The sequence below is a fragment of the Pseudomonas sp. R3-18-08 genome (assembly GCF_003852065.1).
Lineage (GTDB): Bacteria > Pseudomonadota > Gammaproteobacteria > Pseudomonadales > Pseudomonadaceae > Aquipseudomonas.
The window spans coordinates 1,533,374-1,558,657 of sequence record NZ_CP027729.1 but is presented as its reverse complement, the minus strand read 5'-3'; the positions used below and the strand labels follow the sequence as shown (position 1 = coordinate 1,558,657).

Below are 25,284 nucleotides of genomic sequence, written 5' to 3'. Positions count from 1 at the left end.
TGATCAGCCCTTTAGCACACCCTGCACCCGCCCACTCAACCACTGCAACCCCGCATCCCCACCCCGTCGCGCATGCCATGCCAGTTCGAACGCAAACGAAGGAATATGAAACGGCGGTGGCACGGCGATCAGTTGGGCATGATCGATATTCAACAAGCCTCGGGAGGAGACGGTCAGGATCAGGTCCGTGCCCTGAATCAACTGTGGTGCCACGCCCCAGTGCGGCAGGCTGACGGCCACATGCCGGCGCTGGCGAATCGCGGTCAGCGCACGCTCGATTTCCGGCGTGCCGCTGCCGCGCATTTCCAGCAAGACATGGGGGCGTGACAGGTAGGCAGGCAGGTCCAGCACACCCGTCGTCGACAGGCTGTCGCGGTCGACCAGGCAGGTGTAATGCTCTTCGAATAACGGCGTAGTCCGTAGTTCGGCAGGCATGTCAGGGAAAACCCCGGCGGCCAGGTCGAGATCACCGTTGAGCACGCCGTCGACCATGCCTTCGCGGCTGGCCTGGATGATTTGCAGGTCGATGCCCGGCGCTTCACGGCGCAACAAGCGCACCAATCCCGGCAGGAAAATCGCCGCACTGTAGTCCGACATTGCCACGCGAAAGCGGCGTTTGGCCGACGCCGGGTCAAAGCGGTTCGGCGCCAGCAGCCTTTGCACCTGGGCCAGCGCCTCCGCCAACGGCGTAGCCAACTCCAGCGCACGCGCCGTTGGTATCAATGAGCCGCCCTGACGCACCAGCAACGGGTCGCCCAGCAGGTCACGCAAGCGCGCCAGCGCGTGGCTGACCGCCGGTTGGCTCAGGTGCAGGCGTTCGGCGGCGCGGGTGACGTGTTGCTCGCTGAGCAACACGTCGAGGATCACCAACAAGTTGAGGTCGATGCGCCTTAGATCATTCATCAGCTGCATACTCACCATAAGAAGTTGGAATTTAAATTTGCGTGACGAATAACCTAAAGTCCAGCAAAACCTCTGGGAGATTCGCCATGACGACGTTGCATTGGCTGGGTGTGTTGCTGCTGGCGGTGATCGCTGGTGCCGTGGTGCCGTTTCAAAGTGCGATCAACGCCAACCTGGGTCGCGGGCTCGGTCACCCGTTGTGGGCGACGCTGGCTTCGCTGTTGGTGAGCATCATTGTGTTGCTGCCGGTGATCATCGCCCTACGGCTGCCCTTGCCGAGCCTGGCCTTTATCACCCAGGCGCCGCTGTGGATGTGGGCCGGTGGCGCATTCGGCGTGTGCTTTATCTCGCTGGCATTGGTGCTGATGCCCACGCTGGGCGCATCAGGCTTCGTTGCCCTGGCGATGGCCGGGCAGATTCTCGCGTCGTTGCTGCTCGACCATTTCGGCCTGTTCGGCCTGGTGGAGCGCCAACTCACAACGCCCCGCGTGGTAGGGGCGTTGCTGTTGATCGGCGGCGTCGCGCTGATTCAGTTCAGCGCGCCGCCGGCCCGTGCATTGGCAACGGCTGGCTGACGACCACAGCGAACCGCCATGCTGATACACGAAAACCCGGCGCGGGCAGACCTCCTACACGATCAGCGAGTCGGAATAATCAGTGATCACTGCACCACTCCCAAAGCCTTCAGACGTTGAATGTCAGCGTCTGTCAGGCCCAGGCCTGCGAGGATGTCATCGGTATGCTGGCCCAGCGCAGGACCTTGCCAGTTCACCGCGCCGGGCGTTTCCGACAGTTTGGGCACGATGCCGGGCATTTTTACCGACACACCACCGGGCAAATCGGCATCGAGCAACATATCCCGTGCCTGGTAGTGCGGGTCGCTGACAATGTCCGCCACGGAGTAGATGCGCCCGGCCGGCACTTCAGCGGCCTCCAGGGCGCTGAGCACCTGCTCGATGGGCAGGCTGCTGGTCCAGTGGGTGATTGCCGCGTCGAGCAAACCACTCTGTGCCGCACGGCCATCGTTATGGGCGAACTCAGGCGCAGCGGCCAGGTCGGCGCGGCCGATGGCGGTCATCAGGCGCTTGTAGATCGGGTCGCTATTGCCGGCGATCACCACATAGGCGCCGTCGGCGGTCAGGTAGGTATTGGACGGCGCGATACCGGGCAAGGCACCGCCGCTGCGCTCACGTACATGGCCGAGCATGTCGTATTCGGGCACCAGGCTTTCCATCAGGTTGAACACGCTTTCCGCCAGTGACACATCGACGATCTGCCCGTCACCCTGACCGGTCTTGACCCGCAGCAGCGACATCAGCGCGCCGATCACACCGTGCAACGACGCAAGCGAATCCCCCAGGCTCACGCCGACCCGCGCCGGTGGCGAATCCGGGTTGCCCGTGGTGTAGCGAATGCCACCCATGGCCTCGCCGATCGCACCGAAACCCGGGCGGTCGCGATAGGGCCCGGTCTGGCCATAGCCGGAGATGCGCACCAGGGTCAGCTTGGGGTTGAGGGCATGCAACACATCCCAACCCAGGCCGAGTTTTTCCAGGCCACCGGGGCGCAGGTTTTCGATCAGCACGTCGGCGTCGCCGAGCAGTTGCTTGATCAGGCTCAAGCCTTCTGCCGACTTGAGGTCCAGGGCCAGGGACTGCTTGTTGCGCGACTGCAGGTACCACCACAGCGACGTGCCTTCGTGCAGCTTTCGCCATTTGCGAAGCGGATCGCCCTGCCCCATGGCTTCGATCTTGATCACCTCGGCACCAAAATCGGCCATCATCCGCGCCGCGAAGGGCGCGGCAATCAGGGTGCCGATCTCGATAACCTTGATACCGCTCAGGGGGGCCGTCATGGGATGTACCTCTTATTCTTGGAGTGTGCACCGAGGCTAAAGCACTCGGGCAGGAAAAATCCAACCGCAGCACACCAGACTTTTGTGCAGCATCAGCGACGCTCGGCGGCCAAGCGGTTGATCTCGGCCTGCTCCACCACAGGCTGCGGCGCGCCATGGCTCACCGCCTGCAACATCGCACGGCCGACGGTCTCGGTGCTGACGACCCAGCTCGGCTTTATCCGACGTACAAACGAGAGCAACGGCCCGAGCACGCTATAGAACGCTTGGTACAACGGCGTCTTCGAACGCACACCGTGCAACGGCTGGACAATCCCCGGCCGGAACACATAGACCGCCTTGAACGGCAAGCGCAGCAAGGCGTTCTCGGTCTTGCCCTTGACCCGCGCCCACATCGACTTGCCCGTCTCGGAACTGTCAGTGCCGGCGCCGGAGACATAGATAAACGTCATCTGCGGGTTGAGCCGCGCCAGGGTGCTGGCGGCGACTAAAGTCAGGTCATAAGTGAGGTGGGTGTAGTTGATTTCATTCATGCCCGCCGAGGAAACGCCCAGGCAGAAGAAACACGCATCAAAGCCTTGCAGCAGATTTTCCAGGGGTTGGAAATCCAGCATGTCGCTGTGCAACACTTGATGCAGTTTGCCGTGCTCCTGGGTCAACGACGTGCGGCCGACGGCAACGACTTCCTGCACGTCGGGCGCCAGCAGGCACTCGCGCAGTACGCCCTGACCGATCATGCCGGTGGCGCCGAATAATAGAATTCTCATCAACTACTCCATTCATGCAGCTGGTTTTGACACCCCGAGAGACAGATCTTTGAAGCCGATCGTCACATTCAGGCCGCCGCCCCCACACCTTACTCAATCCAGTACGGAACGGCTTCAACAAATCGCATTCCCGCCTCGATGTCGGCCCCAGCACGTCACCACTAAATACGTCTTTGACCTATCCGCCGAACGGCTCAAACAATCATCGAATCGATGCGTATTGATCTTCCAAAATATAGGAACTTACTTACGTCAAAACTTCCGTTTTCATCTTGCTCAAAACTATTAGCTTTTATATTAAGAAAACAAAATCACAAACTAGCTAACACGCTCTCAATACACTCATGTGCTCAAGCACGCTAAAACGTCTTGAACACACTAACTTTAGATGAAGTTCTCATATCCTTGAGCAACGGACGGCCCTCATTGAAAAATAGCACCACCCTCACGTTAGCCTGCTGCTCCGCCTTCCTCGCTCAAGTCGGCATCAGCAGCTACCTGCCTGCAGTCCCAGCCATCGCCCACGCCCTCCCTGGCGCCGAAGACCACGTAGCACTCGCCCTGGCGATTTACCTGGTCGGCATGGCATTGCCGATGTTGCTATGGGGCAGCCTGGGCGAACGCTTTGGCAGAAAGCCGGTGCTGCTGGCAGCGCTCGCGGTCTATGCATCGGCCAGCGCGGCGATTCCATCGGCATTCAACGTTGAAGCCTTTCTATCGCTACGGTTGATTCAAGGCTTGGGCGCAGGTGGTGTTTCGGTGATGGCGCGGGTGTTGGTGCGTGACAGTTTCAGCGGTGCGTTATTGGCCAAAGGCTTATCGTGGCTGGGCATGACGTTTGTGATCGCCTTGGGTGTGGGCCAGTTCGTGGGTTCGTTGTTGCTGGTGACGTTCGGTTGGGAGGCGATTTTTTATGGGTTAGCGATTGGCGCTGTCGTGTTGATGGTGGTGCTGCAGCGGGTGGAATTCCCGATGCGGGCGAAAGTCGATTTGTCGGTTTGCGCCTGGCGCACTTACGTCCTGATCGTGCGGTATCCACCCTTTCTGCATGCGGCACTGGCTGGCGGATTGGGCTACGGGGTAATCATTGCATTCAACACCTGTGCACCGTTGATATTGCAGGGGCGTTTTGAATGGAGCGCGGCGCAGTACGGCTGGCTGGGCTGGCCGATCAGCGCGGCGTATCTGGTGGGCGCGTTGATGGTCAATCGCTTCGTCGCTCGCACGGGACGGTTGATGATGATGGGGTGGGGCGTGACGTTGGTGTTGGCGGGAACGACAGTGATGTTGTTGGGCAGTGTGTTTGCCAGCGAGCTCGCCGTACTGCTGTGGCTACCGTATTGCCTGGCCATAGTGGGGCAGTCGATGAGTTACCCGATCAGTTTGTCACTGGCCAGCGATGAGTCACCGGTAAGTGGCTCCTATGCCATGGCGCTGAGCGGTTTCATGCATCAGTGGATGGCCGCATTGATTGGCGGTGTGGCGAGCCTGCTGGTGAGTCAGCAGGCATGGCCATTGTCGCTGTTGTGTGTGGCATTGGCGGGCGGTGCAGGGATGTGCGTCGCCCGCTGCCGTGCAGATCAAAACGCGCTGCGGAAAATCTCCTCGATCTGACGCTGATCCGCCCGTCGTGGGTTGGTCAGGCCGCATGCATCCTTCAGCGCATTACTCGCCAGCAGCGGAATATCCTGCAATTTGGCGCCAAGTTCGCGCAGGCCGGCGGGGATTTCCACGTCCTGGGACAGGGCGCGAATCGCGACGATAGCGGCCTGCGCGCCCTCTTCCGGGGTAACGCCCTTGATATCGGCCCCCAACGCGCGCGCCACGTCACTCAAACGCTTGGCGCTGACACTGGCATTGAAACTCTGCACGTGGGGCAGCAGCACCGCATTGCACACACCATGGGGCAGGTCGTACAGGCCGCCGAGCTGATGCGCCATGGCGTGCACGAATCCCAGCGACGCGTTGTTGAACGCCATGCCCGCGAGGAACTGCGCATACGCCATGTTTTCCCGCGCGGCTATGTCGCTGCCATCGCGCACGGCCAGGCGCAGGTTGGCGCTGATCAGTTCGATCGCCTTGATTGCGCAGGCGTCGGTGATCGGTGTAGCGGCGGTGGACACGTAGGCTTCGATGGCATGCGTCAAGGCATCCATGCCGGTGGCAGCGGTGAGGCCCTTGGGCATTGCGACCATCAACGCCGGGTCGTTGACCGACAGCAGCGGCGTGACATTGCGGTCGACGATGGCCATTTTCACGTGGCGGGTTTCGTCGGTGATGATGCAGAAACGGGTCATCTCACTGGCCGTGCCGGCAGTGGTGTTGATCGCCACCAGCGGCAATTGCGGCTTGCTCGATTGATCGACACCCTCATAGTCGCCGATACGCCCGCCGTTGGTGGCGCACAGGGCGATCCCCTTGGCGCAGTCATGGGGCGAGCCGCCGCCCAGGGACACCACAAAATCACAGGCGCTCTGTTGCAGCAGCGCCAGGCCTTTTTCGACGTTTTCCACCGTGGGGTTGGGCCTGGCGCCATCGTAGACCACCGAATCGATGTCCTGCAGCGCCAGCTTTTCGGCGATCATGCTGGCCATGCCGGCTTTGCACAGGCCCTGGTCAGTGACGATCAACGCCTTGCGAAAGCCGTAGTTGCGTATAGCAATCATGGCTTCGTCGAGGCAGCCGATGCCCATGATATTGACGGCGGGAATAAAGAACGTGCTGCTCATGGTCGATCCTCAGGGGCTTTATACCCACAGAATCCACCGGTACCACTTGCCGCATCTTGACCAGGATCAACGCCGGCTCGTGATAAAGTCACCGTCCAGCCGATTTCGAGTAGACCCGCCGCAATGAAGGATTTCCAGGATATTGACGCCCACCTTGAAGACTGGAGCGCACTGCGCGGCGCCATCGACTTCAACGGGATTCTGATCGGCAACGGCGCAAGCCGCACGATTTGGGAAGACTTTGCCTACGACTCGCTGTTTGAAAACGCCCGCACAGTGGAAGAAAAGCCCCTGGGCCAATCCGAACTCAGCGTATTCGACGCGCTGCAAACCCGCAGTTTCGAGCAGGCCCTGGGCGCACTGAAAACCACCAGTCGCGTCAACAAGGCCCTGGCAGTCAGCTCGGCGGCGCCACGCAATCGCTACTACGCGATCAAGGAAGCGCTGATCAATACGATCCACGCCGTGCACATCCCCTGGCGCCTGGTGCAGCCCTCGACCCTGACGGCCCTGAACACCGAAATGGCCCGCTACGCTACAGTCTTCACCAGTAACTACGACCTGCTCAACTACTGGGCGATCCTGCACACGCCGGGTATCGACGACCTGTTCCGCAGCGCCGACTCAAGCTTCGACCTGCGCGATACCCGCACCGACGCCACACGTATCCTGTACCTGCACGGCGGCCTGCACCTGGTGCGCAACCTCGACGGCACGGCGCGCAAACTGCCGTCCACCGACAGCACATTGCTCAGCAGTTTCGCGATCAACAACACGATCAAGACCCTCGACGACGTGCCGCTGTTCGTCAGTGAAGGCCCGGTGCACGAGAAGCTCAAGACCATCCGCAGTTCGGATTATCTGTCGTTCTGTTATGAACAGTTGCTCACCCACGAAGGCGCGCTGTGCATCTTCGGCCATGGCCTGGGGCCGCAGGATAAACACTTGGTGGATGCCATCCGCCAGGCCAGCATCACCACTCTGGCGATTTCAGTATCGGGGCGCAGCGACGGGTTCATTCGCCAGCAGAAGCAGCGGTATTCGCAGCTGTTTGCAGGTACTGGGGCGCAGCTGAAATTCTTCGCGGCGCGCACCCATCCGCTGGGTAACCCGGCGCTGTCGGTGCCTGTCGAACACTGATCCAGTGCACAAAAAAGATCAAATGTGGGAGGGGGCTTGCTCCCGATAATGGTGGAACAGCCAATGAATGCGTCGGCTGACACACCGCCATCGGGAGCAAGCCCCCTCCCACATTTTGAATTGGGTACAGATTTTAAAAAGAGACAAATAACAATAATTCTCGATATCATTCGCGACCTTTCCAAGCCGTGCTGCGTCAAGAAGGATATCCATGTCTCGTCCCAAGCCCGACCCATTGTCGGCTGATGCCTGTCGCGGGTTCTATGCAGATATCCTGCATTTCCTGCGCAAACGCACGGACAATGCCAGTGACGCGGCGGATATGACCCAGGATGTGTTTACCCAATGGCTGGACTACCGCGACCGGGCCAAGGTCGAGCAGCCACGGGCATTTCTGTTTCAGATGGCGCGCAACCTGCTGCGCGATCACTGGCGTAAACAGCAGGTACGCCGCAATGTCCACGCCGATTCAGCCGACGCCCCCACCGAAGCCGTCACCGACGAGCAAAACGAGCCCATGGCCGCAGCGCTGCGCATCCAGCGCCTGGAACACTTGAAAGAAGTCCTCGCCGAACTCTCGCCGCGCCGGCGCGAAGCCCTTATGCTGCATCGCTTCGAAGGCTTAAGCCAGGCACAGATCGCCGCGCGCATGGGCATTTCGACGAGCATGGTGGAAAAGCACATTGCTTTTGCCCTGCTGCATTGCAAGCGACGTCTTCAACCTGACCCCGGCACGGAGCAGCCCCAATGAGCCGCCTGAGCGACCTCGACGCGCTGGACATCGAAGCGAGCGACGCCATTGATGCCCAAGCCGCCAGCTGGTTTGCACGCAACCGCAGCCACGCAGACCGTGTCGACCGCAAGGCCTTCGCCGCCTGGCGGGCCAACCCGGCCCATGCGCGCGCCTATGCCGAATTCGAGCAATTGTGGACGGACCTCGCCCAGTTGCAGCCATTGAACAAACCCTTGGCGCTGCCCCGGCGCCAACCTGTATGGCGCCCCGCGCTGGCAATCGCGGCCGCCTTGCTCTGCGCCGTTCTTGCCCCTCATCTCGGTGCGCCACGCGAGCTGTATCACTCCCAGGTTGCCGGTCATGCCAAGGGCATGCGCACCCTGCACCTGCCCGATGGCAGCACCTTGTATGTGAACGCCAACACCCGCATTCGCGTGGATTTCACCGCGCACCAGCGCATCCTTCACCTGGACAAAGGCCAGTTGTACATCGAAGTGGCGGCCGATCAGGAACGCCCGCTGTACGTACAAGCCGGCGAGGCGAATGTGCGGGTGGTGGGCACCGGTTTCGATGTGCGCCGCAGCGAACAGCAATTGGTGGTCAGCGTGGCCCATGGTCAAGTGGCCTTCGAGCCGGATCGAACACACCCCGCCGCGTTGCTCCAGGCCAGGCAACGCGCCAGTTACCAGTACGCCAACGGCACGCTGCAGCAGCAAACCCTCGACGCCGAAGACGTCGCCGACTGGCGCAGCGGACACTTGGCGTTTCGTAATCGCGAGCTGGCCAGCCTGATCGACGAGTTGAGCCTGTACCGTCCCCAGGCGCCTTTGCAGGTCAGCAAGGCCGTGGCGCGCCTCAAGGTGTCGGGCAATCTGGATGTGAATGACCCGGACGCACTGCTCAACGCCCTGCCCGCCTTGTTGCCGGTAAAAACCGTAACCGGCGCCGACGGTATTGTGAGAATAGAATCGAGCCAATAACCCACACATGAGAATATTTTGCATTCGCATGTGTGGATTTTTTTGCCTGCCCCGTCTTCCTCCCGTCTGCGTTTGATGCGCACACCTTTTTGGCTATTTAGCCGCACCGGGGGATCTCATGTTTCGCGCGCCTTGCCCTGCTTCGCACTTGTTTCTACGACCGACCCTGCTTGCCACTTGCCTAGCGTTCAGCGTCAGCGCCCAGGCCGAGTCATTCACGCTGCAACTGCCGCCCCAGCCGTTGGCGACCTCCCTGAGCCAGGTGGCCCGGCAGGCGAAGATCCAGCTGCTGTTCGATGAAGCGTTGCTCAAGCATGTGCAGGCGCCGGCCCTCAAGGGGGAGTACAGCGCAGAAGGGGCGATTCGTACCCTGCTCAAAGGCGCCGAATTCACCCTGATCAAGGTTGGCACGACCTATGTGGTGCGCGCCGATGCGGCCAGGACCACGCAAGGCCGCGCAATCCAGCTCGATACCTCGAGCGTGATCGGTACCGGCAACGAAGTGGACTCCAGTACCGTCAACCGCTCCACCCTGACCCAGGCCGACATTGACCGCTACCAGTCCAATAACATCCCCAGCCTGTTGCAGACCCTGCCCGGCGTCAGCCAGGGCGGCTCGCTCAAGCCCGGCGGCCAAACCATCAACATCCGTGGCTTCGGCGATGCCGAAGACGTACCGATGACCGTGGATGGCGCGACCAAGAGTGGTTTCGAGCGCTACCAGCAAGGCACCGTATTTATCGAGCCCGAGCTGATCAAGAGCATTGAGGTAGAGAAAGGCCCGAACTCGCCGTTCACCGGCAACGGCGGCTTTGGCGGTACGGTCAACATGACCACCAAGGATGCCCCGGACCTGCTCAAGGACGGCCGCAACAGCGGCGCAATGCTCAAATACGGCTACTCAAGCAACGACCATGAACAGGTCTACAGCAGTGCCGTGTACGGCCGCACCGACGACGGCCGTTTTGACGCTCTGGCCTATCTGACCCAACGCGACGGCGGCGACATGAAGGTCGCCGCCAAGTTGCCCAACGAGAACAACCAGTACCCGATCAATCCTCAGCGCTTGCCCAACAGCGCCCAGGATGTGGACGGCAAGCTGTTCAAGGTCAACGCGTACTTCACCGAGGAGCACAGTGTCGGCCTGTCCTACTCGCGCTCCCACAGCAACCGCTGGACGCCCTTCTCCGCCGCCAGCTACCCGACACCGCCGACCCAGCTCAACATCGACCGCTACGGTTACGAAGGTGCACTCAAGCGCTTTCTGGCGCACCGCGATACCGTCGACACCACCTGGTCGGGCAAGTACCACTACCAGCCACTGGACAACCCGCTGGTGGACGTGACCATCAAGTACTCCCAGTCCAACACCGAACAGAGCGACGAGCGTGACGCCACTGCGTTTTTCCAGTTGGCCACCGGCGGGCGCAAGATGGACACCGCCTACACCGACAAGCATCTGGATATCCGCAACGTCAGCCTGTTCGATACTGGCCCCCTGCAGCATGCGCTGACAGTCGGCGGGCAGGTGCGCAAGCACGTGCGCGAAACCGAAATGTGGATGCCCGGCAGCACTTACAATACGCCGCGCTATAACTATGGCCATTTCCAGCCGGGCTTCATGCCCCATGGCAAGGTCGACACCAACAGCTTGTTCATCCAGGACGCGGTGACCCTGGGCGACCTGACCATCACCCCGTCGCTGCGCTACGACCATGTGCGCAACCGTGGCGAAGGCAATGATGCGCCGTACTACAACAACCCTGACCCTGCGATCGGCCACGACTACAGCGACCGCACCTATACCGGCTGGTCGCCGCGCCTGGCGCTGTTCTGGACCGTCACGCCAAACGTCGGCCTGTTCGCCAACTGGAGCCAGACCTGGCGTGCGCCGGTGATCGACGAGCAATACGAAGTGCAGGGCCTGGGTAGCCGCACCGCCACCAGCGTGGACCTGGACCCGGAGCGCATCACCTCGATCACCCTGGGCAACATCACCCACTTCGACAATCTCGTCGCCCAGGATGACAACCTGCAATTGCGCACCACCTTGTTCCACAACAAGGTCGAAGACGAAATCTTCAAGGCCACCGGCGTGGGGTGCCGGAACCAGGCCGTCAACGGCGGCACGATTGGCTCCGCCTGCCCAGCGGGGGCGATGTCCAACTACCGCAATATCGGCGGCCTGACGATCAAGGGTATCGAAGTCGAGTCGATCTATAACTCCACCTATGTGTTCGGCTCGGTGTCATTCGCCTATGCCAAAGGCCAGCACGAAGGCGCCTATACCAACCCCTGGGGCCCGGACGTGGCAGCGCGGGATATCCCGCCGACCAAATGGGTGCTGGTACTGGGTACCCACATTCCGGCCTGGGATGCCCAGGTAGGCTGGATGGGCCAGTTCATCGGCGCCACTGACCGCTTGCCCAGCGACAAATATTCCGGCGGCCCGGGCTCCGGGGTCGGCGATCTGTTTTACGACCAGTATGGCAACAAGCGCTACAACACCCAGGGCCTGTTCGCCAAATGGACACCGCAACAGGCGTACCTCAAGGGCACCGAGGTGAACTTCACCGTGGACAACCTGTTCAACGAAAACTTCCGCCCGGCGTTGAGCGGCGACCGCGCCTATACCAAAGGGCGCGATGCGAAGATCAGCGTGACGCGATTCTTCTGATTGCTACACCTGAACACCCGTCTTCAAGCCAAGTGGAGTCTAAATGTGGGAGGGGGCCCCGCGCCTAGTTCAAGAAACCATCGGCGCGCAGCAGGGTTTCCAGGCAATGTTCGGTGATGTGGTAGAACGCCTTCAGTTCCTGAATTTTCCCCAGCAGTTGCGCGTTGTCCAACGGCTGCGCGCGCTTGATCGCCAGGATCATCTTGTTCTTATTGGTGTGCTCCAGCGAGATGAACTCAAACACTTTGGTTTCATAGCCACAGGCTTCGAGATACAAGGCGCGCAAGCTGTCGGTGACCATTTCTGCCTGTTGGCCCAGGTGCAGGCCGTATTGCAGCATTGGCTTGAGCAGCACCGGGCTCTGGATCTGCAGGCGAATCTGTTTGTGGCAGCACGGCGAGCACATGATGATCGACGCGCCGGAACGGATGCCGGTGTGAATCGCGTAGTCGGTGGCGATATCGCACGCATGCAGGGCGATCATCACGTCCAGCTCGCTCGGCGCGACGCTGCGCACGTCGCCGCACTTGAATACCAGCCCCGGGTGTTCCAGGCGTGCGGCGGCAGCGTTGCACAGGGTCACCAGGTCTTGACGCAGCTCGACACCGGTCACTTCGCCTTCGACCTTGAGGGTGTTGCGCAGGTAGTCATGGATCGCGAACGTGAGGTAGCCCTTGCCCGAGCCGAAATCGGCGACGCGCATGGGTTGGTCCAGCTGCAACGGCGAGGCTGTCAGCGCATGGCTGAACACTTCGATGAACTTGTTGATCTGCTTCCACTTGCGCGACATCGACGGGATCAGCGCTTGGCTGGCGTCGGTCACGCCCAGGTCGGCAAGGAACGGCCGGCTCAGGTCGAGGAAGCGATTTTTCTCGCGGTTATGCTCGGCAGATGGCGCCTCACGCAATTGTTGCGGCTTGCTTTTGAACAGCGAGCTTTTGTTCTTCTTACTGTATTCCAGCTGGGCTTCGTCCGTCAGCGACAACAAGTGTGCGTTCTTGAACGAGGCTGGCAGCAGCTCGGCAATCGCCGCCACACCGTCCGCCAGCGGGAAGTTCTTGGTGATGTCGCGGGTCTTGTAGCGGTAGACGAAGGACAGGCAGGGCTGCTCCTTGACCGTCACCGGCTTGACGATCAGCCGCTGCAGTTCGGCCTCCGTGCCCACGTACTTGGCCAACACCAGCTTGATGAAGGCGTTCTGCGCCAGGCTTGCGCTCAGCAGTTCGATGAACTGGGCGTGATGATCCGGCGCAGGGCTGGCAGGTTGAGCGGTGACGGACATGAACAAAAACGCCTCGGGCAAAGAATGCCGGGCATTTTAGGGGGGATAACTGGCCAGGGCACGGAGTTATTTGACCAATGGTACGTTCCAACAGCCAAAGTAGATCCAAATGTGGGAGGGGGCTTGCTCCCGATGGCGGCCTGACAGCCGACCGAGATGCTGGATCAGAGCGAGTACATATCCGTTGCTGCGGTAACGGCTGCTATGGGTTCCGCCCTTACGGCGTCTCACTTTTGAAAAGCGCAAAAGTAAGCAAAACGCTCTTGCCCCACCACTCGGCACCTCGCCTAGGCTCGGTGTGCCCGTAATCCGACATTGATTTGGGGGGCCGCCGCCACGCGCCATCCATGGCGCGGGGCGGCTAAACCGGCATCCCTGCCGGTTTACCCCCCAAATCAATATCGGATTACGGCCAGCGTGGTTTAACGGGGCGCCTAGATCAAGAGCAAGATCAAGAGCGGCTCGCTTCGCATCGTGGTTACCGTGGGCCGCTACAAAGTTGTGTAGATACCTATGGCCATCGGGGGCAAGCCCCCTCCCACATTTTAGAACGGTGTTGGCTGGGCTATTCGAGTACGACCAGACGGTTCGGCAGCTCATTACGCGTCTGCGTCACCGGCACATGCACCTTGAGCAATTCCCCACACGCCTCGATGCAGGCAATGAAACCGGCCAACGTCTGCCCCTGCTTCACCTGCTGGGTGAACGCCTTGACGATGCCATCCCAGTTGCTGTCGTCCAGGCGCTTGGAGATGCCCTCGTCCACCAGGATTTCCACATAACGCTCGGCCTCGCTGACAAAAATCAGCACACCGGTGCTGCCCAGCGTGTGGTGCAGGTTCTGCTCGAGGAACTGGCGGCGTGCCAGGTTCGAGGCGCGCCAGTGGCGGACCGAGCGAGGGATCAAGCGGGTGGTGACCTTGGGCAGACGAAACAGCAGGCACAACACAATGAAGGTCGCCCACTGCGCCAACAACAAGGTGTACATGGTCAGGTAGCCCGACAGGTAATGCACCACCCCGGGTACCACCAATGCGATCAGGCTGGCCCACAGCAACGGAATGTAGGCGTAGTCATCGGCGCGTGCAGCCAGCACCGTGACCAGCTCGGCGTCGGTCTGTTGCTCGACCCGGGCGATCGCTTCGGCCACTTGGCGCTGCTCGTGTTCAGTCAGTAATGCCATGGTTGTAGATGCTCTTTTCTCGTTATTGTCATTACCAGCCGCCCGACGCCCCGCCACCGCCGAAACCACCACCGCCGCCGCGAAAACCACCGCCGCCGCCTCCCCCACCGCCGCCACGCCCGCTGCTGCTGAGGATCGCCAGCAGGATAGCGCCCACCGGCAGGCCCATGCGATTGCACAGCCACAACACGCCGATCAGCAGGATGAACAAACCGATGGAAAACCCGGGATTGTCCTTGGCGAAATTTGAATCCGCCACATGGGCCGGCACGGCCAGCGGTTCACCGCCCACCACCTGAATCATCGCCGCGACACCGTCGCTGATGCCCTGGCTGAAATTGCCGGCCTTGAACTTGGGTGCGATCACCTGGTTGATGATCACCCAGGACTGCGCATCCGTCAGCACGCCTTCCAGGCCGTAGCCAACTTCGATGCGCAACTTGCGCTCGTCACGGGCCACGATCAACAGCGCGCCGTTATCCTTGCCCTTCTGGCCGATCCCCCACTGGCGGCCCAATTGATAACCGTAGTCTTCAATCGGCACGCCCTGCAGGTCGGGCACGGTGACCACCACGATCTGGTCACCGGAGGTCTGTTCCAGCGCCTGCAATTGCTGCGTCAGTTGCTGGCGCACCGCCGGGTCGATCAGCTGGGCGTTGTCCACCACCCGCCCGGTCAACGCCGGGAAGGTCAGGGCCGCCTGGGCCATGCCCACGCAGGCCAGCAGCCACAGCGCCAGGCCTATCCGTAATAAACGCATCGACACCTCAAGGCAGCGTTATTTGAACTTCACCTGCGGCGCCTTATCGGCATCGGCACTGGTGGCTTCAAACGTGGCGCGGATCGGCAGGTCGCTGTACATCACGCTGTGCCACAGGCGGCCCGGGAAGGTGCGGATTTCGGTGTTGTAGGCCTGCACGGTCTGGATGAAATCGCGACGGGCCACGGCGATACGGTTTTCAGTCCCTTCGAGCTGCGATTGCAGGGCCAGGAAGTTCTGGTTGGCTTTCAGGTCCGGATAGCGTTCGGACACCACCATCAAACGGCTGAGTGCGCCGCTGAGGCCGTCCTGGGCTTGCTGGAACTGCTTGAGTTTTTCCGGGTTGTCGAGGGTGCTGGCATCGACCTGGATCGAGGTGGCCTTGGCCCGCGCTTCAATCACCGCGGTCAGCGTGTCCTGCTCATGGGCGGCATAGGCCTTCACCGTTTCCACCAGGTTGGGGATCAGGTCGGCACGGCGTTGGTACTGGTTCTGCACCTGGCCCCAGGCCGCCTTGGCCTGTTCGTCGAGGGTCGGAATGTTGTTGATGCCGCAACCGCTCAATACACTGCTGATCAATAACAGCGCCGCGGCTTTCAAGCCCCAGCGGTAACCTTGTGCTGCTTGCATGGTGTATCTCCTGCCCAATCTGGATGGAATGTGATGACTAACCCTATAAACCACGCGCTTGGGGCATAATCCGCCACCACTGGAATGCTTCGAGCCAATCAGCTACAAAGATGCCCAGCGCGAAAAAGAGTTCAGAGTGTGCTGCATTTATCTGAACAACACCCGAACAACAATAGACGCTCCCCACATTTTGGCCGATCAGCCTGACCGCTGTGCAGTGAGCCGAAAAAGGATATTCATGAAGAAGCTGTGTTTGCTCGGCCTTGTTGCCACTCTGGCCAGCCACCCCGCATGGGCAGAAACAAAGCCTGCTGCGCTTGACGACAAGGACGCCTTCGTCAGCGACCTGCTCAAGCAGATGACCCTCGATGAAAAGATCGGCCAATTGCGCCTGATCAGCATCGGCCCCGAGATGCCCCGCGAGCTGATCCGCAAGGAAATCGCCGCCGGCCGCATCGGTGGCACGTTTAACTCCATCACTCGCCCGGAAAACCGGCCGATGCAGGACGCGGCGATGCGCAGCCGGTTGAAGATCCCGATGTTCTTCGCCTACGACGTGATCCACGGCCACCGCACGATTTTCCCGATCAGCCTGGCCCTGGCCTCCAGCTGGGACATGGACGCCATCGGCCGCTCCGGGCGCATCGCCGCCCAGGAAGCCGCCGCCGACAGCCTCGACATCACCTTCGCGCCGATGGTCGACATCTCCCGTGACCCGCGCTGGGGCCGCACCTCCGAAGGCTTCGGCGAAGACACGTACCTGGTGTCGCGGATTGCCGAAGTCATGGTCAAGGCATTCCAGGGCGCCAGCGCCGCGAACGCCGACAGCATCATGGCCAGCGTCAAGCACTTCGCCCTGTACGGCGCGGTAGAGGGCGGGCGCGACTACAACGTGGTCGACATGAGCCCGGTCAAGATGTACCAGGACTACCTGCCGCCCTACCACGCGGCGATCAAGGCCGGTTCCGGCGGCGTGATGGTGGCGCTCAACTCGATCAACGGCGTGCCCGCCACCGCCAACACCTGGCTGATGAACGACTTGCTGCGCAGGGACTGGGGCTTCAAGGGCCTGGCCGTGAGCGACCACGGCGCGATCTTCGAACTGATCAAGCACGGGGTGGCCAAGGACGGGCGTGAAGCCGCCAAGCTGGCGATCAAGGCCGGCATCGACATGAGCATGAACGACACGCTGTACGGCAAGGAACTGCCGGGGCTGCTCAAGTCCGGCGAGATCGAACAGAGCGACATCGACAACGCCGTGCGCGAAGTGCTCGGCGCCAAGTACGACATGGGCCTGTTCAAGGACCCGTACCTGCGCATCGGCAAGGCCGAGGATGACCCGGCCGACACCTATGCCGACAGCCGCCTGCACCGTGCCGACGCGCGTGACATCGCGCGCCGCAGCCTGGTGTTGCTGAAGAACCAGAACCAGACCCTGCCGCTGAAAAAATCCGCGACCATCGCGCTGGTCGGCCCGCTGGCTAAGGCGCCGATCGACATGATGGGCAGCTGGGCCGCCGCCGGCAAACCGGAGCAGTCGGTGACGTTGCTGGACGGCATGAACGCCGTGATCGGCGATAAAGGCAAAATCATCTACGCCCGCGGCGCCAACATCACTAACGACAAGGCCGTGGTCGACTACCTCAACTTCCTCAACTTCGACGCCCCGGAAGTGGTGGATGACAAGCGTGCGCCGCAAGTGTTGATCGATGAGGCGGTCAAGGCGGCCCAGAATGCGGACGTCGTCGTGGCCGCCGTGGGCGAGTCCCGTGGCATGTCCCACGAGTCCTCCAGCCGTACCGACCTGAACATTCCACAAAGCCAGCGCGACCTGATCAAGGCCCTCAAGGCCACCGGCAAACCGCTGGTATTGGTGCTGATGAATGGCCGGCCGCTGTCGATTCTCGAGGAAAACCAACAGGCCGACGCCATCCTGGAAACCTGGTTCGCCGGCACCGAAGGCGGCAACGCCATTGCCGACGTGCTGTTCGGCGACTACAACCCGTCGGGCAAACTGCCGATCACCTTCCCGCGTTCGGTGGGGCAGATTCCCACTTACTACAACCACCTGAGCATCGGCCGGCCGTTCACGCCGGGCAAACCGGGCAACTACACCTCGCAGTACTTCGATGACACCACCGGCCCGCTGTTTCCGTTTGGCTATGGCCTGAGCTACACCACGTTCAGCCTGTCGGACATGGCGCTGTCGTCCACCACCCTGAACAAGACCGGCAAGCTCGACGCCAGCGTCACGCTGAAAAACACCGGTAAGGTGGAGGGCGAAACCGTGGTGCAGCTGTACATCCAGGACGTGGCCGGCTCGATGATCCGCCCGGTGAAAGAGTTGAAGAACTTCCAGAAAGTCATGCTCAAGGCTGGAGAGGAGCGCACGCTGCACTTCACCATTACCGAGGAAGATTTGAAGTTCTATAACGCCCAGCTGAAATTCGCCGCAGAACCGGGTGAGTTCAATGTACAGATCGGGCTGGACTCGCAGGATGTGCAGCAGCAGACTTTCGAGTTGCTGTAACCCACGCAGCCCCCTCTTTCGTGCGAGAGGGGGCTTGCACCCACATCTGTCGCCGTCAACATAAAGTCAAGTTTCGTTCCACAGTCCCAGCTTCGTCCGACATCCCGCCCCCTGCCTGCTCGCACACTCTGTCTGCCCTAAATCAGTGTGCAGGTGGACTATGTCGCCGACGAAAAACGTCCCACGGGCCATTTACAACATCCTTTTTTACTCAGTGTTCAAGCGAAAAGCACTCGCGCTGTGCATGCTCGGGAGTCTGCCGGGCATGCCCGTTGAAGCCGCGAGCTACAGCGAGCAGGGTCGATTGCACGACGCCGCCAGCTGGCGCAGCGATGAGTTCAAAAAAAGCTGGGGGCTGGGCGCCATCGGTGCCGATTACGCTTATGCCTGGGGGTTGAGTGGCGCGGGCGTGCAAGTGGGGGTTTATGATTCCGGCACCGACTTGCGCCATGACGAGTTTGCCGGCAAATCGCATTCCGGCGTGCGCCTGGCAGACCCCGGATGTAAAAGCGATACGGTGCTGTTTGGCGGCTGCTTCTTCAGCGAGGGTGATCGTTCCGCCGCGCATGTGCTTGAGGCTCTGCCGCCTGAAGCCTTGGTCGCATTAGAGGAGGAAATCCTCAACGGTGATTTCACCCGCGAACAAGTAGATGACTATCTTAGAAACACAGGAGCTCGCTATGAATGGCACGGCACCTTCGTGGCCGCCAACATACTCGCCAACCGAAATGGCGCCGGGGCCCATGGCGTAGCTTTCGGGGCCAATGTGAGTGCGTTGCGCAGATTCAGCAACACTTACCAGGACGGCCCCGGTGTGCGGCCGTACAGCGTCCCCCATCCAACACCGGAGGCAGTCAACGCCGCCTACGCCCAACTGCACGAGCAAAATGTGCGAGTCGTCAACCATAGCTGGGGGCATGCAGCCCCCTTGGCAGATGAGGCGGCACTGGACGAGGAATTGGACCAAACCCATACCCGCAGCTATGCAGAGCTCAGAGCCATAGCCGACGCCTCCGTCAAATACGGCATGCTCCAGGTGTGGGCGGCGGGCAATACACTTACCGCCAATGCAACACCACGAGCAGCACCCTTTGCTGGGGTTCATTCGAGTCTGCCGCGCGCGGTCGCCGAACTCGAGCGCTATTGGTTGACCGTGGTCAACGTCAACCAGGCGCTGACCTTGAGCGATGGTTCGTACCGCTGTGGCTTCAGCAAGGACTGGTGCCTGGCGGCGCCGGGAACGGATATCACTTCTGCCGGGGTAACAGGGGCCATACACACCGAAACCCACTACGACAACGAAGGCGACGCCGACGGCTTTACAGTGACCGGCGACAAACCCGAATTTACAGACTTCACCGCTTCCGGAACCTCCATCGCCGCGCCTCACGTAACAGGTGCACTGGCCTTGCTGATCGAGCGCTTCCCTTACCTCGACAACCCGCACATCCGCGATGTGTTGCTGACCACCGCCACCGACCTGGGTGAGCCTGGCGTCGACGATGTGTACGGCTGGGGCCTGATAGACCTGAAAAAAGCCATCGACGGGCCCGGCCAACTGCGGGTGGACACACAGGTAAACATGGACAGCCCCGCCGGCGGCGCGGTGGTATGGCAAGGCGGCGCATGGGACGACTGGCGCAACGATATCAGCGGCCCTGGGCGCCTGGAAAAAAGCGGCGCCGGCTGGTTACGCTTGAGCGGCAATAACAGCTTTGCCGGGGCCACGCTCAACGCAGGTATTCTGGAGCTGGCCGGCAACAACACCCTCAAGGGCGATGTGAACCTCGAAGGCGGCGTTCTGCGCCTGAACGGCTCGTTGGCCGTCGAAGGTGACTACCGTCAAGCACCCGGCGCAACCCTGATGGCCGAGCTGGTCGCCCAGGGCCGGGCGGCAAAACTGCAGGTCGATAACCAGGCCACTGTCAACGGCGGCACGCTGTACCTGAGCGCACAACCCGGCACCTACCCATTGGGCCAGCAATACAGCATCCTCCAGGCAAAAGGTGCCGTGAGCGGCGAGTTTGCCGCGATCGACCATCGAGAGTTCTCGCCCTTCCTCAGCGTGTCCCAAGTCAAGCAAGCCAATAACCTGCTGGTCGAGTTTGCCCGGGGAAGGCCACTGGCTTCTGCGGCAAACACCACCAACCAACGCGCCGTCGCCACGGCTGCCGATGCTCAAGCTGCGCCGACCCCGCTGCTGCAGCGCCTCACCGCATTGTTCCCCGAGCAGGCCCCCTCGGCCCTGGACCAACTGAGCGGCGAGCTGCATGCCAGTACCCAGGCGGCACTGATCGAAAACAGCCGGGTAGTGCGTGAAGCCGTACTCGACCGGCAGCGTAACGCCCATGGTCGTAGCGCTACCGAGGCCGAAGCACTGAGCGAGGGCGCCTGGGTGCAACTGCCACGCCAGACCGGCCAACTGCAAGGCAATAGCAACACCGCCCGCGCGTCCCACAGCAGCACAGGCTTCTTGGTCGGGTTCGATCACCGGCTGGAACAAGGCACACGCGTGGGGATGGTTGCGGGCAGCAGCACTGGCGACGTGAAGGCCGGCGCTCGCGGTAAGGCGAGTGTCGACAGCTACCAATTGGGCCTGCACGTGGGGCATACCTGGGACGCTCTGGGCCTGTACGGCGGCATCGTCTATGCGCAGCATCAGATCGCAACCAAGCGCCGAGTCAGCTTCCCAGGCGTGGAGAATCGGCTGTCTGCCGACTACACCAGCCGTACCGTGCAGGCGTTCGCCGAAGCCAACTATCGCTTCAATCACGGTTTCTGGGATTGGCAGCCCTACCTGCAACTGGCCACTGTGCAGCAGCGCAGCGACGGCTTCACCGAACGCGGCGGCATGGCGTCACTGCGCGGCCAACGCGCGAACGACAGTGTCAAGCTGACCACCGGCGGCGTGCGCGTGAACCTCGACTTGGCCCAGGCACAGACTGGCCCGTCATGGCTGAGACTGCGTGGCGGCCTGGCCTATACCCATGCTGGCGGCGATCGCCAATCGGCGGCTCAAGTGGCCTGGGAAGACGGCTACACCTTTAAGGCGAACGGCGCCCCGCTGGATCGGCTCAGCACACGACTGGAGCTGGGCGCCACCGCACGCCTGAGCCGCAACAGCGCGCTGGACCTGGCTTTCAGCCAACAGCGCGGCGAGAATTCACGGGACCAGAACATCACGGCGCAGTATTCGTTGCAGTTCTAAACCGCGTAAGTAACCAAAGGCGGGGGCGCCCTACCCTCGCCGATCCAACAGGTTGACCACCAACCTGTCGACCCACCCCCACAACCTCTGCTTCACCCGCCGCCACAGCGGCCGCGCCTTCCATGCCTGCAGGCTCACCGCCTGGCTCTGGGCGAAATCGCGCTCGAAACTGCCAGCCACTGCCTGCGTCAACTCGGGGTCCAACGCTTCAAGGTTGGCCTCCAGGTTGAAGCGCAGATTCCAGTGGTCGAAATTGCACGAGCCGATGCTCACCCAATCGTCCACCAGCACCATCTTCAGGTGCAAAAAACACGGCTGGTATTCAAAGACCTGCACCCCCGAGCGCAGCAACCGTGGGTAATAACGGTGCCCGGCGTAACGTACGGATGGGTGGTCGGTACGCGGGCCGGTGAGCAGCAGGCGTACATCGACGCCGCGCCCCGCCGCCCGGCGTAACGCGCGACGCACGCTCCAGGTCGGCAGGAAGTACGGGGTGGCCAGCCAGATCCGCTGCTGGCTGCTGTTCAAGGCGCGGATCAGCGACTGCAGGATATCGCGATGCTGACGGGCGTCGGCATAGGCAACCCGCCCCAGGCCCGGCCCGGTCGCGGGCACCTTGGGCAAACGCGGCAAACCAAAGTGGGTGGCGGGCTTCCACTCGCGGCGGGCGGCGTTGGCGTGCCATTGACGATCGAACAGCGCCTGCCAATCCAGCACCAGCGGACCGCTGATCTGCACCATCACTTCATGCCAGTCGGCGGTGTCCTGGCCCGGCGTCCAGAACTCATCCGTCACACCGGTGCCGCCAACCACCGCGATACCCTGGTCGACCAACAACACCTTGCGGTGGTCACGGTACAGGTTGCGCATCCAGCGCCGCCAGCTCAGGCGGTTGTAGAACCGCAGCTCCACACCCGCGTCGGTCAGGCGCTTGCGCAGCCCGAGGGTAAACGCCAGGCTGCCGTAATCATCGAACAGGCAACGCACCTGCACACCGCGTTCAGCCGCGAGCACCAGCGCCTGCACCATCGCTTCGGCGCAGGCGCCGGCTTCCACCAGGTACAACTCCAGATCGACCTGCTGCTCAGCCCGCGCAATCCCGGCCAACATCTGCGGGAAGAAACTCGGCCCGTCGATCAGCAACTCGAAACGGTTGGCGCTGCGCCACGGGAACACCGCGCCGCCCACGTCAGCGCGCCGTAAAGATCAGCACCGCACCCACCGGCACCGACAAACTGATCGATTTAAGACCTGCGACCTTGCGCAGCGCGGCCACGCCTGGCGCGAGGTCAAAATCCTCGGCATGCAGCACCACCGGCTCCAGGGTCACCACCTGGAAGCGCCGGTCATCCAGGCGCGTGGCCAATAGCTCGGCCGTGTAGGTCTGGGTCTTGCCATGCAAGGTGATGCTCAGCGGCAGGCGCAACTCCAGTTGCGCGCCAGAGGCCAGGTCATTGATCGGTTGCAGGTTGATCTGGGTGCTGATCAACGCTTCGGGAAACTGCTTGATCTCGAACAACTCTTTGCGCATGCGCTCGTCACGCAGCGGGACACCACCGTTGATCGACTCCAGCTCCACCTGCACCTGGGCCGCGCCCTGGCTGTCGACCTTGCCGTGCAGCACGAGGAAGCGCTGCACTTCGGCGATTTCGGTGTTTTTGGTGGTGACGAAGGACAGGCGTGAAGACTCGTTATCCAGGTACCAGTCGGCATGGGCAGGCACAGCGGCACAGGTCAGCAGTGCAAAGACCAAAGGTTTGAGATTGAACATAAAGGCTCATGGGGCAAAAAATCTGGATGAACCTTAAGCGCAATCTCACGAACGGCGCAAATCCAATGTGGGAGGGGGCTTGCCCCCGATAGCGGTGGGTCAGCAATTCATCCTGTGACTGACACGCTGTCATCGGGGCATAGGTATCTACACAACTTTGGAGCAGCCAACAGTAACCACGATGCGAAGCGAGCCGCTCTTGATCTTGCTCTTGATCTTAAGCGCCCCGTTAAACCACGCTGGCCGGAATTCGACAGTGATTTAGGGGGTAAACCGGCAGGGATGCCGGTTTAGCCGCCCCGCGCCATGGATGGCGCGTGGCGGCGGCCCCCCAAATCAATGTCGGATTACGGGCACACCGAGCCTAGGCGAGGTGCCGAGTGGTGGGGCAAGAGCCCTTTGGTTACTTTGGGGCTTTTCCAAAGTGACCCGCCGTCAGGGCGGAACCCTAAGCCGCCGTTACCGCAGCAACGGATATGTACTCGCTCTGAACCAACATCCTGGCCGGCCCGGAGGCCGCCATCGGGAGCAAGCCCCCTCCCACATTTGGAACGCGGGGTGTCAGTTAGAGAGGCTTCGACTCCTAAGCCGTCACAGGTTCAGGGCCGCGCCAAAATTGTGTAGATACCCATGGTCATCGGGGCAAGCCCCCTCCCACAGGGGTGATGTGTATATTCAGGGGTACAGGCGACAGCCCTGACGATCGCCCAGCCACCGTGCCGTGTGCGTACGTCCCAGCCCACTCGCCGTCACTTCACTGCGCTCGGGATTATCACTGAAAGCGCTGGTCGGCACGTATTGCTTCACATAGCCACGGCAGTAGTCGGCAGGTTGGTTTTCCACATAGCGACACGAGCAATACTCCTTGGCCGTGTACGCCGCGATGATGTCGGGAAAGGCTTGCAGGTTGATGCGCTCATGCCACACCCAGCCCAACAACACGAGCAACAGCAGCAGCAAAACGCTGATAAACGGATGGCGACGAATCATGACCGCACCGCCGCGAGCACGCGTTTGAGCAGTTCGTTATGTCGGTAGCTGCCGTCGCGGTCATCTCCGTAGCGCACGATGACCAAGTGTTCGTCGGGCAGTACGAACAGCGCCTGCCCCCAGTGCCCCAGTGCGGCGAAGGTGTCGGCCGGTGCGTCGGGCCAGGGTGCGGGGGTGCCCTGGTTGAGCCACCATTGCCCGCCTGGCACAGCTTCATCCTGGCCCGCTTTGTAATTGGCGAAGGGTTGACGATTGAACGCGACCCACTCCTTGGGCAGCAGTTGTCGTTCTTCCCAACGCCCGCCCCGCGCCATCAACAGCCCGACCCGCGCCAGATCGCGGGCGGTGAGGTAGGCATAGGATGAAGCGACAAACGTCTCGTCGGCATCGGTTTCCCAGGTTGCAGTGCGAATGCCCAATGGCTTGAACAGCGCCTCCCACGGGTAGCTCATATAAGCCTTGTGCCCGAGCATGCCTTTGAGCGCGGCCGACAGAATATTGCTGTCGCCGCTGGAGTAACGAAAAGCCTGGCCGGGTGCATCGGCGGCCTCGGTCTCGGCCGCGAATTGCGCCATATCGGCGCGGCCACGGGTGTAGAGCATCGCCACTACCGAGGATTTGAGCGGCGCGTATTCATAGTCTTCCTGCCAGTCCAGGCCCGAGGCCCAGTGCAGCAGGTCGGCCATCGTCACCTTGGGGTGCTGCTTCATCGGTGGGCAAAAGCGCGCGGCGGGGTCGTTCAGTTTGAAGCGGTTTTCGCCGTAGGCCACCCCCAGTACGGTCGCCATCAGGCTTTTGCTGACCGACCAGGTCAGGTGCGGCGTGCTGGCGCTAGTGGGTGCTGCGTAGCGTTCATAGATGATCTGGCCATCGCGGATCACCAACAGCGCGTCGGTACGAATACCTTGGCGAGTGTTGTCGTCACGGGGCGGGAAAGCGTAGGCATTCAGCGCGTCGACAGCAGGACCTTCGATCAACCTGCCCGTCACCCAGTCCTGGCCAGGCCAGGTTTCAGCACGCGCACTCACGGTGATGAATAACAAGACAACGCACAGCAGGCCTTTGACCATGGACGCAAACTCAAGGGGCATTCAAGCCCGCGAGCCTAATCCAGGCCGATGACAGATTGACGACAAGGGGCCTGTC

Annotated in this window: 20 protein-coding genes; 8 read left to right on the top strand and 12 right to left on the bottom strand. The window is 61.5% G+C overall.

Annotation, left to right across the window (positions count from 1 at the left end; genetic code table 11):
- Window positions 1-3: 3 nt before the first annotated feature.
- Window positions 4-921, bottom strand: a complete 918-nt coding sequence (locus C4J92_RS07060; protein ID WP_124403366.1) for a LysR family transcriptional regulator — start codon at window positions 919-921, stop codon at window positions 4-6.
- Between the two features lie 68 nt (window positions 922-989).
- Here C4J92_RS07060 and C4J92_RS07055 point away from each other — a divergent pair, with 68 nt between their 5' ends.
- Window positions 990-1,478 (top strand): DMT family transporter, encoded by a 489-nt coding sequence (locus C4J92_RS07055; protein ID WP_124361705.1) that lies wholly within the window; start codon window positions 990-992, stop codon window positions 1,476-1,478.
- An 86-nt stretch (window positions 1,479-1,564) separates the two neighbouring features.
- Here C4J92_RS07055 and C4J92_RS07050 read toward each other — a convergent pair whose 3' ends face one another.
- Both C4J92_RS07050 and C4J92_RS07045 read right to left on the bottom strand, forming a co-directional pair.
- Window positions 1,565-2,758 (bottom strand): CaiB/BaiF CoA-transferase family protein, encoded by a 1,194-nt coding sequence (locus C4J92_RS07050; protein WP_124403365.1) that lies wholly within the window; start codon window positions 2,756-2,758, stop codon window positions 1,565-1,567.
- A 92-nt stretch (window positions 2,759-2,850) separates the two neighbouring features.
- Window positions 2,851-3,525, bottom strand: coding sequence for an NAD-dependent epimerase/dehydratase family protein (locus C4J92_RS07045; RefSeq protein WP_124403364.1), 675 nt, complete (start codon window positions 3,523-3,525; stop codon window positions 2,851-2,853).
- Window positions 3,526-3,951: 426 nt separating this feature from the next.
- Between C4J92_RS07045 and C4J92_RS07040 the strand changes: the two genes are divergently transcribed.
- Window positions 3,952-5,139 carry an MFS transporter gene (locus C4J92_RS07040; RefSeq protein WP_124403363.1) on the top strand — a complete coding sequence of 396 codons (1,188 nt, stop codon included), beginning with the start codon at window positions 3,952-3,954 and terminating at the stop codon, window positions 5,137-5,139.
- On the opposite strand, the gene yiaY is transcribed toward C4J92_RS07040, so the two are convergent.
- The gene (gene yiaY / locus C4J92_RS07035; RefSeq protein WP_124369936.1) at window positions 5,106-6,254 is read right to left on the bottom strand and encodes an L-threonine dehydrogenase; all 1,149 of its coding nucleotides are present in this window, start codon (window positions 6,252-6,254) and stop codon (window positions 5,106-5,108) included. The genes C4J92_RS07040 and yiaY overlap by 34 nt on opposite strands.
- 123 nt (window positions 6,255-6,377) lie before the next feature.
- Between yiaY and C4J92_RS07030 the strand changes: the two genes are divergently transcribed.
- The 4 genes from C4J92_RS07030 to C4J92_RS07010 all read left to right on the top strand — a co-directional run bounded on the left by C4J92_RS07030 (window position 6,378) and on the right by C4J92_RS07010 (window position 11,784).
- Complete coding sequence (locus tag C4J92_RS07030; RefSeq protein ID WP_124403362.1) at window positions 6,378-7,394, top strand: DUF4917 family protein; 1,017 nt, start codon at window positions 6,378-6,380, stop codon at window positions 7,392-7,394.
- 211 nt (window positions 7,395-7,605) lie between these two features.
- Entirely contained in the window at window positions 7,606-8,145 is a 540-nt protein-coding gene (locus C4J92_RS07020) for an RNA polymerase sigma factor (protein WP_124403360.1), read from the top strand.
- Window positions 8,142-9,107, top strand: coding sequence for a FecR domain-containing protein (locus tag C4J92_RS07015; RefSeq protein ID WP_124403359.1), 966 nt, complete (start codon window positions 8,142-8,144; stop codon window positions 9,105-9,107). The genes C4J92_RS07020 and C4J92_RS07015 overlap by 4 nt, the downstream gene beginning before the upstream one ends.
- A gap of 118 nt (window positions 9,108-9,225) precedes the next feature.
- On the top strand, window positions 9,226-11,784 hold the full coding sequence (locus tag C4J92_RS07010) for a TonB-dependent receptor (protein WP_124403358.1): 2,559 nt from the start codon (window positions 9,226-9,228) through the stop codon (window positions 11,782-11,784).
- A 64-nt stretch (window positions 11,785-11,848) separates the two neighbouring features.
- Here C4J92_RS07010 and C4J92_RS07005 read toward each other — a convergent pair whose 3' ends face one another.
- The 4 genes from C4J92_RS07005 to C4J92_RS06990 form a co-directional block, all read right to left on the bottom strand.
- Window positions 11,849-13,066, bottom strand: a complete 1,218-nt coding sequence (locus tag C4J92_RS07005; protein WP_124403357.1) for an SAM-dependent methyltransferase — start codon at window positions 13,064-13,066, stop codon at window positions 11,849-11,851.
- 565 nt (window positions 13,067-13,631) lie between these two features.
- Complete coding sequence (locus C4J92_RS07000) at window positions 13,632-14,249, bottom strand: TPM domain-containing protein (RefSeq protein ID WP_124403356.1); 618 nt, start codon at window positions 14,247-14,249, stop codon at window positions 13,632-13,634.
- A gap of 31 nt (window positions 14,250-14,280) precedes the next feature.
- Entirely contained in the window at window positions 14,281-15,009 is a 729-nt protein-coding gene (locus tag C4J92_RS27345) for a YgcG family protein (RefSeq protein WP_124403355.1), read from the bottom strand.
- Between the two features lie 18 nt (window positions 15,010-15,027).
- Window positions 15,028-15,639, bottom strand: a complete 612-nt coding sequence (locus C4J92_RS06990; protein WP_124361693.1) for a LemA family protein — start codon at window positions 15,637-15,639, stop codon at window positions 15,028-15,030.
- A gap of 238 nt (window positions 15,640-15,877) precedes the next feature.
- Here C4J92_RS06990 and bglX point away from each other — a divergent pair, with 238 nt between their 5' ends.
- Together bglX and C4J92_RS06980 are read left to right on the top strand one after the other, a co-directional pair.
- Window positions 15,878-18,169 (top strand): beta-glucosidase BglX, encoded by a 2,292-nt coding sequence (gene bglX, locus C4J92_RS06985; RefSeq protein WP_124403354.1) that lies wholly within the window; start codon window positions 15,878-15,880, stop codon window positions 18,167-18,169.
- A 265-nt stretch (window positions 18,170-18,434) separates the two neighbouring features.
- The gene (locus C4J92_RS06980) at window positions 18,435-21,377 is read left to right on the top strand and encodes an autotransporter domain-containing protein (RefSeq protein WP_164487517.1); all 2,943 of its coding nucleotides are present in this window, start codon (window positions 18,435-18,437) and stop codon (window positions 21,375-21,377) included.
- A gap of 30 nt (window positions 21,378-21,407) precedes the next feature.
- Here C4J92_RS06980 and C4J92_RS06975 read toward each other — a convergent pair whose 3' ends face one another.
- From C4J92_RS06975 to C4J92_RS06955, 4 genes are all read right to left on the bottom strand, one after another.
- The gene (locus C4J92_RS06975; protein WP_124403352.1) at window positions 21,408-22,565 is read right to left on the bottom strand and encodes a phosphatidylserine/phosphatidylglycerophosphate/cardiolipin synthase family protein; all 1,158 of its coding nucleotides are present in this window, start codon (window positions 22,563-22,565) and stop codon (window positions 21,408-21,410) included.
- 1 nt (window position 22,566) lies between these two features.
- On the bottom strand, window positions 22,567-23,148 hold the full coding sequence (locus tag C4J92_RS06970) for a YceI family protein (protein ID WP_124403351.1): 582 nt from the start codon (window positions 23,146-23,148) through the stop codon (window positions 22,567-22,569).
- A gap of 675 nt (window positions 23,149-23,823) precedes the next feature.
- Window positions 23,824-24,138: an amidase gene (locus tag C4J92_RS06960; protein WP_124403350.1), complete on the bottom strand. Its 315-nt coding sequence runs from the start codon at window positions 24,136-24,138 to the stop codon at window positions 23,824-23,826.
- Window positions 24,135-25,208 (bottom strand): serine hydrolase, encoded by a 1,074-nt coding sequence (locus C4J92_RS06955; RefSeq protein WP_124405776.1) that lies wholly within the window; start codon window positions 25,206-25,208, stop codon window positions 24,135-24,137. The genes C4J92_RS06960 and C4J92_RS06955 overlap by 4 nt, the downstream gene beginning before the upstream one ends.
- Window positions 25,209-25,284: the final 76 nt, after the last annotated feature.